The organism is Allobosea sp. NPDC055594 (genome assembly GCF_053618995.1).
This window is the reverse complement of record NZ_JBSHIO010000002.1, coordinates 134,020-147,155: the sequence shown is the minus strand read 5'-3', so window position 1 is coordinate 147,155 and position 13,136 is coordinate 134,020. Positions and strand designations below refer to the sequence as shown.

The 13,136-nt window shown below is 67.8% G+C and carries 11 protein-coding genes and 1 tRNA gene; 7 read left to right on the top strand and 5 right to left on the bottom strand.

The window, feature by feature from the left end; translation table 11 throughout:
* Positions 1 to 39 precede the first annotated feature (39 nt).
* Both ACWGRX_RS04690 and ACWGRX_RS04685 read right to left on the bottom strand, forming a co-directional pair.
* Positions 40 to 702: a glutathione S-transferase family protein gene (locus ACWGRX_RS04690; protein WP_291640693.1), complete on the bottom strand. Its 663-nt coding sequence runs from the start codon at positions 700 to 702 to the stop codon at positions 40 to 42.
* A gap of 83 nt (positions 703 to 785) precedes the next feature.
* A complete protein-coding gene (locus ACWGRX_RS04685; protein WP_452116603.1) occupies positions 786 to 1,943 on the bottom strand; it encodes an acyl-CoA dehydrogenase family protein in 1,158 nt (385 codons plus the stop codon).
* Positions 1,944 to 2,281: 338 nt separating this feature from the next.
* Here ACWGRX_RS04685 and mgtE point away from each other — a divergent pair, with 338 nt between their 5' ends.
* A complete protein-coding gene (gene mgtE / locus ACWGRX_RS04680) occupies positions 2,282 to 3,664 on the top strand; it encodes a magnesium transporter (protein WP_452116602.1) in 1,383 nt (460 codons plus the stop codon).
* Between the two features lie 31 nt (positions 3,665 to 3,695).
* Here mgtE and ACWGRX_RS04675 read toward each other — a convergent pair whose 3' ends face one another.
* Positions 3,696 to 5,447, bottom strand: coding sequence for a diguanylate cyclase (locus tag ACWGRX_RS04675; RefSeq protein WP_452116601.1), 1,752 nt, complete (start codon positions 5,445 to 5,447; stop codon positions 3,696 to 3,698).
* Positions 5,448 to 5,611: 164 nt separating this feature from the next.
* The gene (locus ACWGRX_RS04670; protein WP_452116600.1) at positions 5,612 to 8,674 is read right to left on the bottom strand and encodes a PAS domain-containing sensor histidine kinase; all 3,063 of its coding nucleotides are present in this window, start codon (positions 8,672 to 8,674) and stop codon (positions 5,612 to 5,614) included.
* 253 nt (positions 8,675 to 8,927) lie between these two features.
* Between ACWGRX_RS04670 and ACWGRX_RS04665 the strand changes: the two genes are divergently transcribed.
* The 6 genes from ACWGRX_RS04665 to ACWGRX_RS04640 all read left to right on the top strand — a co-directional run bounded on the left by ACWGRX_RS04665 (position 8,928) and on the right by ACWGRX_RS04640 (position 12,142).
* Entirely contained in the window at positions 8,928 to 9,323 is a 396-nt protein-coding gene (locus ACWGRX_RS04665; RefSeq protein ID WP_291640701.1) for a phasin, read from the top strand.
* A gap of 138 nt (positions 9,324 to 9,461) precedes the next feature.
* A complete protein-coding gene (locus ACWGRX_RS04660; RefSeq protein WP_452116599.1) occupies positions 9,462 to 10,466 on the top strand; it encodes a hypothetical protein in 1,005 nt (334 codons plus the stop codon).
* Positions 10,467 to 10,623: 157 nt separating this feature from the next.
* Positions 10,624 to 10,700: transfer RNA gene (locus ACWGRX_RS04655), tRNA-His, on the top strand.
* A gap of 117 nt (positions 10,701 to 10,817) precedes the next feature.
* Positions 10,818 to 11,222 carry a RidA family protein gene (locus ACWGRX_RS04650; protein ID WP_291640705.1) on the top strand — a complete coding sequence of 135 codons (405 nt, stop codon included), beginning with the start codon at positions 10,818 to 10,820 and terminating at the stop codon, positions 11,220 to 11,222.
* A gap of 140 nt (positions 11,223 to 11,362) precedes the next feature.
* Positions 11,363 to 11,791 (top strand): Hsp20 family protein, encoded by a 429-nt coding sequence (locus tag ACWGRX_RS04645; RefSeq protein WP_452116598.1) that lies wholly within the window; start codon positions 11,363 to 11,365, stop codon positions 11,789 to 11,791.
* A 96-nt stretch (positions 11,792 to 11,887) separates the two neighbouring features.
* Positions 11,888 to 12,142: a BQ00720 family protein gene (locus ACWGRX_RS04640; RefSeq protein WP_066468264.1), complete on the top strand. Its 255-nt coding sequence runs from the start codon at positions 11,888 to 11,890 to the stop codon at positions 12,140 to 12,142.
* A gap of 161 nt (positions 12,143 to 12,303) precedes the next feature.
* Here the strand turns inward: ACWGRX_RS04640 and ACWGRX_RS04635 are convergent, their stop codons facing one another.
* Positions 12,304 to 13,083, bottom strand: a complete 780-nt coding sequence (locus ACWGRX_RS04635) for an alpha/beta hydrolase (protein ID WP_452116948.1) — start codon at positions 13,081 to 13,083, stop codon at positions 12,304 to 12,306.
* Between the last annotated feature and the right edge of the window lie 53 nt (positions 13,084 to 13,136).

The following is a 13,136-nucleotide window of genomic DNA, read 5'->3' as shown; positions in this document are numbered from 1 at the left end:
GGGCGGAGCGCCTCGGAATGACGGTGGAATGTCCGTCGCCTACGCCGCTTCTGCGTCGCGCGCCGCCCACATCGCCTTGAAGGCCGGGCGGGCATGGCAGGCATCGAGCCAGGCCTTGACGTTCGGGGCTGCGTCGAAGAGCTGCGTCGCCGGCTTGGCGTAGCGGATGACCTCGGCGACGTTGATGTCGGCGACGGTGAAGCGCCCGCCCATGACGTAGCCGCCGCCTTCCGCCAGAGCCTTGTCGAGGACGGCGAAGGGGGCCGGCAGGGCGGCGAGCGCGGCGGCGACGATGGCCGGGTCGCGCTTCTCCGGCGGGTAGGCGGCGAGGTGATAGGTCAGGTTGAGCGCATGCGTCTCGCATTCGGTCGCGGCCCAGAGCGACCACATCGCTGCGAGCCCTTCCTCCTGCACGTCCTTGGGCGCCAGCGGCCCGCCATGCTTGCGGGCGAGATAGAGGTTGATCGCCAGCGATTCGTGCAGGACGAAGCCGTCATCCTCGATCGACGGAATATGTCCGTTCGGATTGACCTTCAGGAATTCGGGGCTGCGGGTGTGGAGCGGCGCGCCGGGGGCGTCTGGATCGGCGAGGCGATAGGCCTGGATCACCGGCACCTGCTTGAACGCGATGCCGAGCTCGTTGGCGAGCCAGACATTGCGCGTCGCGCGCGAGCGATGGCAGCCATAGATGGTCAGGGTCATGGGCGTTTCCGTTTGGTTGAGGCTGACTATTCTCGGTCGTTCCGGACCTGCGCTTTGCTTGCCGGGAACGACGAAGGCGGATTTCAGCCGAGCTGGCGCAAGGTCTCGCGGGCGATGATCAGGCGCTGGATCTCGGAGGTTCCTTCATAGATCCGGGTGATCCGGGCGTCGCGCGCATAGCGCTCGACCGGGAAGTCGCGGCAATAGCCGGCGCCGCCATGGATTTGGATCGCCGCATCGGTGCAGCGATGCGCAGCCTCCGAGGCGAAGAGCTTGGCCATCGAGGCTTCCTTGGAGAACGGTTCGCCGCGGTCCTTCTTCGCGGCAGCGTCGAGGATCAGCAGGCGCGAGGCGTGCAGGTCGAGCTCGCGATCGGCGATCAGCCATTGCAGTCCCTGGAATTCGGTCAGCGCCTGGCCGAACTGCTTGCGCTCGCGGGCATAGGATTTGGCGGCGTCCATCGCCGCCCGGGCGATGCCGAGCGAGACCGAGGCGACGCCGATGCGCCCGCCGGCGAGTTCGCCGACCGCGACGCGGAAGCCGTCATTCTCCTTGCCCATCAGCGCGTCGGCGGGGATGCGGGCGCCTTCGAATCTGATCGTGTTGGTGGCCGAACCGGTCTGGCCCATCTTCTTCTCGGCCTTGCCGACGCTGACGCCGGGCGTATCGGCGGGCACGAGGAATACCGAGATGCCCTTGCCCTTCGGCACGTCCGGATCGGTCACCCCCCAGACGACGAAGAGCCCGGCATATTCGCCCGAGGTGATGAAGATCTTCTCGCCGTCGAGGACATAGGCGTCGCCCTCGCGCCGCGCGCGCAGTTTCATCCCGGCCGGGTCGGAGCCGGCGCCGGCCTCGGTCAGGCAGAAGGCGCCGGCCGGATAGGTGCCGTCGGCGAGCTTCGGCAGATGCTCGGCCTGCTGCCGCGAGCTGCCGACGGCCTGGATCACCTCGCCGACCATGTTGGTTACCGAGGTCGTTACCGCCGTCGAGGCGCAGGCGGCCGCCAGCTCCTCCAGCGCGAGGGCGAAGGCGACGGTGCCGGCCTCCGAGCCACCGAAGCCGGCCTGGATGTTGAGGGCCATGAAGCCGTTCTCGGCGAGCAGCTTCAGATTACCGAGGAATTCGGCCCGGCCTTCGCCGCAGTCGAGCGTCTCGGCGAGCGGCGCCAGCCGGTCGGCCGCGAGCTTGCGGGCGCTGTCGCGGATCAGCTCTTCCTCTTCGCTGAGGGCAAAATGCATGCGCGTTCGCTCGCTCGCCGTGACAGGTCGCGCTGAGCTTAGAACGCCGGGCCGCCCGCGCCAACGCGTGGCGGCGCCCGGCCGCCTTGCAGTTTCTCCCGCTCGCCGGTCCGGCCGGGAGGGGGCTTGACGCCGGCTGCCAACCGGCCCATGTCGGCTGCACCCGCCAGCCTGCATCCCGATGCTGGCCGGCGGCTCCACAGGAACCTTTGAACCCCATGCCAAGCGACAGTCCCAGTCGACAGTCCTTGCCGTCTCCGGCCCGCCCGGGCGCCTGACCCATGAGGGAGGCTCGCCCGCGTTCGGCCGCTTGACGGCCGAACGAAGGGAAGCGAGCCATGAACGCCGCAGTCACCGAAATCCTGCCCGCCGAAGCCGTCTCCGCTCCGGTGCTGGCCGCGGATCTAGCCCGGCGCCATGTCGCCGACATCGTCGTCAGCCTGAACGAATACGAGGCGGCCTTCGTCGCCACCGTGCTGCTCGAACTGCCGAGGGCGCTCGCGGCCGACGTCCTCGACCAGCCGGAGCTCTCCCGGATGGCGGCGATCCTCAAGGCGATGCCACTCGATCGCGCCGTCGGGCTGATCGAGGAGATGTCGGCCGACCGCGCTGCCGACCTGTTCCGCTATGATCTCTCCGAGCCGGAGCGCCATCGTTTCGTGGCGAAGCTCGATGCCGCGACCAAGGCCGAGTTGGTCTGCCTGCTCGCCTATCCCGAGCACAGCGCCGGCGCGATCATGACCACCGAATTCGTCAGCGTGCCCGACGATTGGACGGTCGCGCGCACGCTGGAGCATGTCCGCACCGTCGAACGCAGCCGCGAGACGGTCTATGCGATCTATGTCGTCGACCCCGAGATCGGCACGCTTCGGCAGGCGGTTTCGCTGCGCCGGCTGATCGCTGCCGAGCCCGGCGCTCCGGTCGGCTCCGCCGCGGCCCGGCGCGAGCCCGTCTCGGTCTCTCCCTTGACCGATCGCGAGGAGGTGGCGCGGCTGATCGCCAAATACAATCTGCTCGCCGTGCCGGTGGTCGACGAAAAGCAATGCGTGCTCGGCATCGTCACGGTCGACGACGTCATAGATGCGATGATCGCCGAGACCACCGAGGACGTGCACAAGCTCGGTGGCATGGAGGCGCTCGGCCTGCCCTATCGCGAGATCGGCTTCTTCAGCATGATCCACAAGCGCGCCGGCTGGCTCAGCGTGCTGCTGCTCGGCGAGATGCTGACGGCCTCGGTGCTGCAGCACTATGAGGGCGCGCTCGAGAAGGCGATCGTGCTGACCCTGTTCATTCCGCTGATCATGAGCTCGGGCGGCAATTCCGGCTCGCAGGCGACCTCGCTGATCATCCGGGCGCTGGCCTTGCGCGAGCTTGCGCCGGGCGACTGGTGGCGCGTCGCGCTGCGCGAACTGCCGACCGGGGTCACCCTCGGCGCCATCCTCGGGGCGATCGGCTTCGTCCGCGTCGTGCTCTGGCAGAAGCTCGGCTTCTACGACTATGGCGAACACTGGCTGCTGGTGGCGGCGACGGTGGGGGCGGCCCTGCTCGGCATCGTCACCTTCGGCTCGCTGACCGGCTCGATGCTGCCCTTCGTGATGACGCGGCTCGGCTTCGATCCGGCCAGTGCCTCGGCGCCCTTCGTCGCGACCCTGGTCGATGTCTCCGGGCTGGCGATCTATTTCAGTATCGCCTCGCTGATCCTGAGCGGGACGCTGCTCTAGCTGTCCGACCGGCTGGCGCGGCGCTTGGTTTTCAGGCGGCCGTGCCGACGGCCACCTGGTTACGACCAGCGCCTTTTGCCCGGTAGAGCGCCTGGTCGGCGGCCTGCACGAGTTCCCGCCAATCGCCGCCGGAGCCGGCCATTGAGGCGACCCCGAAGCTCGCGGTCAGGTTCAACACGGTTCCGGCACTCAGCTCGAAAGGCTGCGATTGCAGCGCATGGCGCAGCCGCTCCGCAACCAGGAGGGCGGAGGTCGAAGTCGGTTCGAGCAGCAGGATGGCGAATTCCTCGCCGCCGAAGCGGGCGATGACGTCCGCCGGCCTGAGTGTCGCTCTCAGCCGTCGGGCGGTCTCCTTGAGCGCCTCGTCGCCAGCGCTGTGACCATGGCGGTCGTTTATGCGTTTGAAGTGATCGATGTCGAGCAGGATCAGCCGCAGATTCTCGGGTGCTGAGCCTGAGGTCAGCAGGCGCGCCGCGAGCCGTTCCAGCGCTCCCCGGTTGAGCACCCCGGTCAGCCCGTCGGTGTCCGCCTGCTGACGTAAATATGCGGTCAGCTTCTGTTTCTCCTGGTCGAGGGCGTCTCGCTCGATCAGCTTGTCACGCAGGCTGTCGAGCGCCCTGAAAAGGCTTCCCATCTCGCCACGTGCTTCACGAGGCTCGGGGGTGAGGGCGGCTCGGCCCTGCGCCAGGGCCATGATCGCCTCGCGCGCCGAAAGCAGCGGGCGAAACAGCAGCTTCTGGCTGGCAAAGACAAGCGCGAGCTCGAGGAGCAGCGCGGTAAGCGTGATGGCGCAGATAATGGTCAGAAGCCGGCGCGCATGTGCCTCATCCGCCTTGACGCTCGCCAGCGCCGCATCGAGATAGAGGTCGCGCAGTTTCTCCAGCGAAGCGAATTTCGGCACGATCCGGTTCGTGAAGGTTGTCGTATCGAAGCCATAGTCGCCGGTATGGCCGGCCGCCAGAATACCGCGATAGATCGCCATGCCATCGCCGAAGAAGTCCCTGGCCGCGGCGCTCTGCATAGCAACGATGCGCGGATTCGCGCTCACACGGGTCTGCGCGCTGACGAGGTCCCAGAAGCCGAGAACGCGGCCATAGGCGATATCGTGCGCTGTCCGCTGTTCGGAGCTGATCGGGGCACGCGCTGCGATCGAGGCGACGAAATTGGAGCCCATCCGGCCGACCTGCTCGCGGATGTCGCTCAGCATCCGGGCTACCAGTGCGGCACCGATCAAATGGTCCGATCCGGCAAGGTCGAAATCGCCGATCGCGGCATCGACGAGCATCTGCGCGGTGTCGACGACGCCGAACATGGCAAGGACCACGTCGTGGAAATCCGACGGGCTCCGCGCCGCCAGTGGCAGCTCGCCGAGGCTGTCGGCCTGCTGGCGGGCCTTGGCGAGGGCCTGCACGGTTGCAGCCCTTGCCGTGGAAAAACGCGCGATCGAAGCCAGCCTGTCCAGGGCGGCGTCGGTGTTGGCACGGAAGGTGGTCAGACGGCGTCGAGACAGGCTGTCGGCGGCGGGCTCTTCGCCCAGCACGCTGTTGAGGGGGCCGCGTTCCGCCGAGAGGTGGTTCAGAGCGCGCATGACCAGCTGGAAGCGCTCGAGCTTCGCTTCGCTCAGCTCCGTCCGTCTCAATTCCCGGTAGTAGGTCGAGATCAGGAGCGCGCCGAGAATGACCGAGCAGCCGAGAACGACGGCGATGGCTGCCCAGAACTGGTAACTGAGGCTCTTGTGCCCTGACATGCGCACGTTACCGGGTCGACGTTCGGCGCCCGTCATGGAACGGGCGCCTGCGGAGCGAGGCCGCGGGCAACCGCGCAACGGCCTCAACCGGCCGACATGGCCACTCTTGGCACGGCGCCATGATGTGCCGTGCTAACCTTAAGAAGTCATTTCCGGCGGAACTCTCGCGGGCGACCGCATGTGATCGGTCGCGCTTCGCCTCAGCCGGCCAGGACCCGTTGCGGCGGGAAGGTGACCTCGACCAGCGTGCCTTCCTTCTTGACGCTGGTGATGGTCAGCGCCGCCCGGTTCGCTTCGACCAGCGCCTTGGTCAGCGGCAGGCCGAGTCCGGTGCCGCCGGCCTTGCGCGTCGTCTGCACGCGGCGGAAGGGTTCGAGCGCCAGCGCGATCTCCTCGTCGTCCATGCCGATGCCGGTGTCGCGCACCCGCAGGATCGCCTCGCCCTGATCGCCGAGCGCGGTCGAGACGATCACCTGGCCGCCGGCATCGGTGAACTTCACCGCATTGGAGAGCAGGTTGAGCACGATCTGGCGCAGCGAGCGCTCGTCGGCGACGACGGGCGGCAGCTTCGGCGCCAGCCCCGAGCGCAGCACGACGCGTCCGCGCTGGGCTTCCGGCTGGAGCAGGTTCACCGCCGACAAGGCGATGTCGTTCAGGCTGACGCTGACGAAGTCGAGATCGAGCTTGCCGGCCTCGATCTTGGCGAGGTCGAGCAGGTCGTTGACCAGGCTGATGACATAGCCGCCCGACTGGTGGATGTCGCGCAGATACTCCTTGTAGCGCTCGTTCTCGATCGGCCCGAAGCGCTCCTCTGCCATTACCTCGGCGAAACCGATGATCGCGTTGAGCGGCGTGCGGATCTCGTGGCTGATCTTGGCGAGCACGTCCGATTTCTGGGCGCTGGCCTTTTCGGCGGCCTTGCGGGCCTCGACCAGCTCGCCCTCGGTCTTCTTCCAGGCGGTGATGTCGCGCAGCACGGCGCAGAACTTGCTGTCCGGGCCCTCGGCGATCCGCCCCATGGTCATGAACAGCGGGATGCGGCCGCCCTGGCGGACGCGGCCGACGACCTCGCGGCCATCGTTCATCAGCGAGGCGACGCCGCCGCCGATCAGCCCGTCGAGATAGTCGAGCGCCGGCGAATGGCTTTCCGGCGCGAAGAGCAGGGTGAAGAGCTCCCCCGCGACTTCGCGCTGATCATAGCCGAACAGCGCCTCGGCGCTCTTGTTGAGCGAGAGGATGCGGCCGCGCCCGTCGACCGTGACGACGCCGTCGGTCGCCGTGTCGAGCACGGCACTGAGCTCGGCGACGCGCGATTCATTGGCCGAGCCTTCGAGCTTCAGCGAGGCGACGCGCGCCGCGACCTCTTCCTCTTCGGCCTCGAATTCGGCCGCGAGCTCCTGCTGCTCCGCCTCTTCCTCGGTCAGCAGCTTGAGGTCACCGCCCGGCACGCTGTTGCGGAAAGCCATCAAGGTCGCCGGCTCGCCCTGCCAGCCGATGCTGGAAAGCCTGCCGTCGACGCTGACCAGCCCGCCCTTGCGGTCGACCAGGATCATGGCGCCGCCGGCGCTGCGGTTGGCACCCTTGATCAGCTGGCTGACGCCGCCCGCCGCCGCCAGATCGTCGAGATCGGCATAGTCGAGCAGGTCGAGCAGGGTGCGATTGGCGTAGAGCGCCGTTTCGTCGCGGTTGACCAGCACAGCGATCGGCAAACGGTCGAGGATCTCGGCATGGGCATTGGCAAGGCGCGGCCGGCCTTCGGAGACGGCAGGCACGGCATCGCTGACAGCAGCCGCGCGCTGCGTCGGCGCAGCCGTCTCGGATGAAGCCGATTTTTCGTCCCGGGCGACCTTGAGCGGCGTCGCCGCCGGCAGGCGTGGTTCGCCTTCGTCATCGCCGGCGATCCGGGCGCCGAGAGCCTTGGCGATCTCGCGGAAGGCGTTGCGCTCGGCCGACGACAAATGGGCTTTCGACGGTTCGAGCACCGGACGAACCGCGGCGAGCTGGCCATTGCGCAATGGCACGACATTGCCGGGCGCCGGCTCGGCATCCGAATCCTCGGAGCCGGCAGCGGCCTCGCCGGCGGGTTCGGAAGGCTCGGCCTCGGCGGCTTCGGCGTCAACGGCCTCTGCCTCTGTTTCTGCCTCTGTCTCCGGCGTCTCGTCGATGGCGGCTGGCTGTTCGGTCACTGGCGAAGCGGCCGTCACTGCGCCGCCGGCTTCGGCGTTGTCCACAGCTTCGGCAACGTCGGGGATACCGCTGTCGGTGCTCGCGACATCGGCCTCGCTGGCAGGCCGGTCCTCGCCGGTTGCAACAATCGAGGCTTCGTCCGTGGCGCTCTCGGCGCCGCTTGCCGGCTCGGCTTCCTCGGCGGGGGAGGTCGTCTGCGCCTGCTGGGTGTCCTCGGCGGCCGGCGCGGCCGCTGTCGTCTCGGCCTCGCGCTCGGGGAAGCCTTCGTTTTCAGCGTGCCGGACCAGGCCAAAGCCGCGGAAACCGGCCGGCGCGCGCGCCTGGTCGAAGAGCGGGAAGCCGGACAATTCGACTCGCGCGCCTTCGCCCGTCGTGACGCGCCAGAGGACGGCGTGTCCGCTCCAGGTGGCGGCGCTTGCCAGGCGCTGCGCAAGGTCGCCGTCGAGATCGAGGATGTCCCGGTCGAGGAGTTCGCTCCAGCGACGGCCGGGCAGGGCGGCTGCCGCATCCGGCCCGGCGAGTTCGGCAAACTCAGGTGAGGCGGCGGCGAAGCGACCTTGTGCATCGCTTGCCCAGAGGAAGCGCAGATTGGCGCGGCGCTGGCCTGTGGCCGGGCTGGTCGGCTCCGCTGCTGCAGCTTCGCCCGCGATAACCGCCTGTTCCGCGGGCCGGAAGGTGTCCGGCGCGGCATTCAGCGCTGCGATGTCGATGCCAATGCGGCGCAATTCCGAACCGGCGATGCCGAGTGCCAGCGCCTTTCCGGGCGCCCCCTCGACCAGCAGGCAGGCGCAGGTGACGAGGCCGGAAAGTCCCGAGCCGAAGCGCAGGCGCTCGAGCCGCACCGCCTGGCGTGCGGCGAGGCCGCTGCCGAGTAGGCGCAGCCGGTCTTGCAAGCCAGCCGGCAACATGGCAGGGCCTTGGGCGAGCAAGGCCTTGCCCGCCGGATTGGCGTGCAGCAGTTTCTGGCCATCGACGGACCAGAGCAGCAAAGCGCCCCCCGCTGCGAACGGCGCAAGCGCGCCGTCCAGCGCCAGCGCGCTGCCCAAGGTCGTCCAATCCTGTTCGGATCCGCTCATTCCGTCCCGTTCTTCCGGCGACTCTGCAATCCGGCGTGATTATGCCTAACAAAACTTTAATAGCGACCAAATCCTTGTGAAGCCATGCGGGAACCCGCGCTCTCCCCTGACGTTTCCAAACAGCGTTAATGTGCCGGCTGCCGCCCGGTCCGTGCGGCGTTGTCATCGCAGTGCAAAAATGATATTGCAGTGCACAATAGAGCTTGCCGGTCTGTGCGGCAGGCCCGGCCACAACCCAGCAGGAGGATCGATCATGGACGGCAAGACCCCTTACGAGGTGCCTACCGAGATGCGCGAATTCGCCGAGAAGAGCGTCGACCAGGCGCGCAAGGCTTTCGACGGCTTCATCAACGCCGCTCACAAGGCCGTCGACAGCGCCCATGGCTCCGCCGAATCGGCCCGCGTCAGCGCCCAGGACGCCACCCGCAAGGCGATCGGCTATGCCGAGGCCAATGTCGCGGCCGCTTTCGAACTCGCCCAGAAGCTGGTGCGTTCGCGCGACGTCAACGAGGTGCTGCAGCACCAGTCCGAGTTTCTGAAGTCGCAGATGGCTTCGTTCCAGACGCAGCTCAAGGAACTGGGCTCGGTGGTCCAGGAAGCCGCTGCCAAGACGGCCGAGACGGCGGCCAAGGCCACGAAGGCCAAGTGAGGCCGGCTGGCAAGTGAAGCCGGCCGACTGATACCGCCTGCTGCCAGGGCGGCATGGATCTCGCGGGGCGTAGCCGGGCATTTGTCTGGCCGCCGTTTGAGCAGGTCCGCCTTGCCCGAAACATGAAGGAGAACGGTGATGGCGAAGCAGACTATGCCTGGCAAACCTCCGATCAGCCTCGCTCCGGTCAAGGCGATGAGCGAATCGCAGCCCATTCCGGCCAACATGGTTGCACGGGCGAGCCCGCCGGCTCCCGCGCCGGTCATTCAGGCTCCCGCCAAGGTCGAGCCGGCTCCGGTCGCTCCCAAGCCCGCCGAGAAACCCGCCGTGACCGCTCCGCTCAAGCCGGCGCCAGCGGCCACCGCCAGCGTCGTGGCCGGTCCTGTCGTGGCGAAGACCGCGCCGGCCAGCCCACCCTTGATCGCTGCGAAGCCGGCCATTGCCGATGCCGTCGCCGCCGTTGTTGCCCGGGCCCCCGTTCCCGTTGCGCCGACAACACGCACCGAAGCGCCGCCGGCCATCGCGCCTGCGCCGAAGGTCGTGGCCGAGAGCGCCGGCAAGATCGTTGCCGAGAAGACCGCCGCGGACTCCCCCCGCAAGGCCGCTGCGAAGTCGCCGCGCGCAAAGGCCGCGCCGGACCGTAAGATCGCCGCCAGCGGCGTCGCCAAGGTCGCGGCCCCGCGCAGCAAAGTCGACGCGCCGAAGCCGGCCAAGCTGGCTCTGGCCAAGCCAGTCCCGACAAGACCTGCTGCGGCCACTCCTGCGGCCACTCCTGCTGTCACGCCTGTTGCGCAGCCCGCCGTTGTGGTGAAGCCCGGCGAGGCCGCCGTTCCGCCACGCCCGGCCACGCCGCCGAAGCCCTTCATCGCTGCGATCGAGGTCGTGGCCGAGCCGGTTGCCCCCTGGCTGAGCCAGACACTGGCGCTGACCCGCGCCTTCGGCGCGATCCAGGCCAAGGTGCTCGACCATGCCTGCGCCGAACTGAAGGCGACGCTGGGTGAGATCGAGACGCTGGCGCACACCCGCAGTGCAGCCGATGCGGTCGCTCTCCAGGCCAAGGCCTTCCGCCGCGGCTACGAATCGCTGTCGAGCCATCTCGGCGATCTCGCCGCGACCGCCCGCAAGGAGCTTCCGCGCCCCTGATTCTGCGGCCGGCACAGCTTCTGTGCGCCGGCCTCAATTTCCCCGTTGCATTCGGCGCGGCACGGCACTAGGTTCCGCGCCGTCGCTGGATCGGGATCGAGCCGGCGCCCGCCGGCCATGCCGGCAGGGATATGCATCGCGAGTTTCGCGAAGCCGTGCAGCCATAGCTCAGTTGGTTAGAGCGCTAGATTGTGGATCTAGAGGTCCCCCGTTCAAGCCGGGGTGGCTGTACCATCCCCTCCACCGAGGCAGACATCCTTCGATTGCAGCGCGCCGCTCCGGCGGCTTAGGCTGCCGTATCGCTCCGTAGCCCACGGGCATGCGCTGCGCTTCGAAACTCGGGGTCTGTCCATGCCGATGAAGATCGACCGCATCAATCCAGCCGCGCTCGCGCCGCCGGGGCGTTACTGCCATGTCGCAGTCGTCACCGCCGGCAGACAGGTCCATATTTCCGGCCAGATCGCGCTCGACGCGATGGGGCAGGTGGTCGGCGAGGGCGATCTTTCGGCCCAGGCCGAACAGGTCTTCGCCAATCTCGCCGCCGGGCTCGCCGCAGCCGGTGCCGATTTCTCGAAGGTTTTCAAGACGGTCAGCTATGTCGTCGGCCTGACGCCGGAGAAGGCGGCGGCGATCCACAAGGTGCGGGTGAAATATCTCGGCGAGGGGCCTTATCCTGCCAGCACCATGGTCGGCGTCACCGCGCTGGTCGATCCGCGCCTGCTGCTTGAGATCGAGCTGATCGCGGCCCTCGATTGATCCGGGCTCGGCAGCGGGCTTGAAGCTGGGGCGGCCGCTCGCCATATCGTCAGCACGCAGTGGGGTTCGCCCGCTGCCGGCAGGGTGCTGCGCCAGCGGGCCCTGCGATCTCCCAGAGGCGCCTTTCAAAGGGCTTCGTGATGACGCGTCCGCCTAGCCTGTCGCATCCTTTCCTGCTCGGCTTCGATGATATCGAGCGAGCGCTCGACCGGGTCGCCAAAGGCGCCGGAGAGGGGTATCCGCCCTACAATATCGAGCGCCTGCCGCGCACGGAGGATGAGCCCGACAAGCTCAGGATCACGCTCGCGGTGGCGGGTTTCTCGCGCGAACAGCTCGAGATCACGCTGGAAGAGAACCAGCTCACCATCCGCGGCCGCCAGATCGACGACAAGACGCGCCAGTTCCTGCATCGCGGCATCGCCGCGCGGCAGTTTCAGCGGTCCTTCCTGCTCGCCGACGGCATGCAGGTGCTCGGCGCCGATCTTTCGAACGGGCTGCTGGCGATCGACCTTGCCCGTCCGGAACCGGAACGGCTCGTCCGGCGTATCGATATCATGAGCCGCGACTGAAGGAGGTCGGTTCGGTGAAAGGCATGCGGTTTGCCTTCCGTTCATGATCACGAGTGCACAATCAAACCGCCTCGCACTGCTCTGAAGGAGGGCGCGATGACTGAGACCAGAAACACCCCCCTGACCACCGCGGAATTCGCCGCTCTCGGCGCCGGACAGGTCGCCTATCTCAAGCCGATGACCTCGGACGAACTGGCGCGGATTTTCCCGCAGGCGCCGCATATCGAGCCCGGCTTGCAGCTCTTCGCGCTGCTCTCGGCCGATGGCGCGCCGATCCTGGTGACCGATTCGCGCGAAGCCGCGACGGCCAATGCCTGGGAGCACGACCTGAAGATGGTCAGCCTGCACTAGATCACGCTGCATTTGGACGGAAACATCCAAATACAGATAACGTGATCGATTTTATGAATTAGAGCATGCTTGGCGCGAAAAACCGGGGCCACTTTTTCGCAGCATGCTCTAGGCGCCCACGCCGCTCGGCCTTTCGGCCGGGCGGAAAGGGCGCCAGGGCCTCAGACGGCTGCCGGGGCGATGCCCTCGACGGCCGCGACGAGGCGCCCGATGTCCTCCGGCGTCGACAGGCGGTGGTCGCCATCCTTGATCAGGGTCAGCACCACCGGATCGTGCGGCAGATGCTCGACCAGCTTGAGCGCCTGACCATAGGGCACGTCGGGATCCCTCATCCCTTGCAGGATATGCACCGGGCAGCCGGTCTCGATCGGCTGACCGAACATCAGGTGATTGCGGCCGTCCTCGACCAGCGCCCGCGTGATCGGGGTCGGCTCGGGAGAATATTCAGACGGGCGCAGCCAGACGCCGTCATCGAGGATCGTCCGGCGAATCGCCTCGGGCATCTGTGCCCACATCAGCTCTTCCGAGAAGTCGACCGCCGGCGCGATCAGCACCAGCCCGGCCGGTGCGCGTTCGGGGGCGATCTCGCGCAGCCGCCGCGTCGCCAGCAGCGCGAGCCAGCCGCCCATCGACGAGCCGACGAGCACGGCCGGCCCGTCGACGCGAGCAACGAGCACGGCGAGCACGTCGTCGAGCCAGTCCGACAAGGTCCATTCTGCGAAGTCGCCGCCTGATTCGCCGTGGCCGGCATAGTCGAAGCGGATGAAATGGCGCCCCTTCGCCTGGGCCCAGCCGGCGAGCGCCTCGGCCTTGGTCGCGCGCATGTCGGACCGGAAACCGCCGAGCCAGACCACCGCCGGACCCTTGCCGGGCTGGGCCAGGACGGCGATGCTCCGGCTGCGCTCGCCTTCGCCGACGCTCAGAAATTGCGGTTGAACCATATTCACCCTATCTCTCCTGTGACGAGCCGCGGGAATCTGCGCCGGGCCGCTGT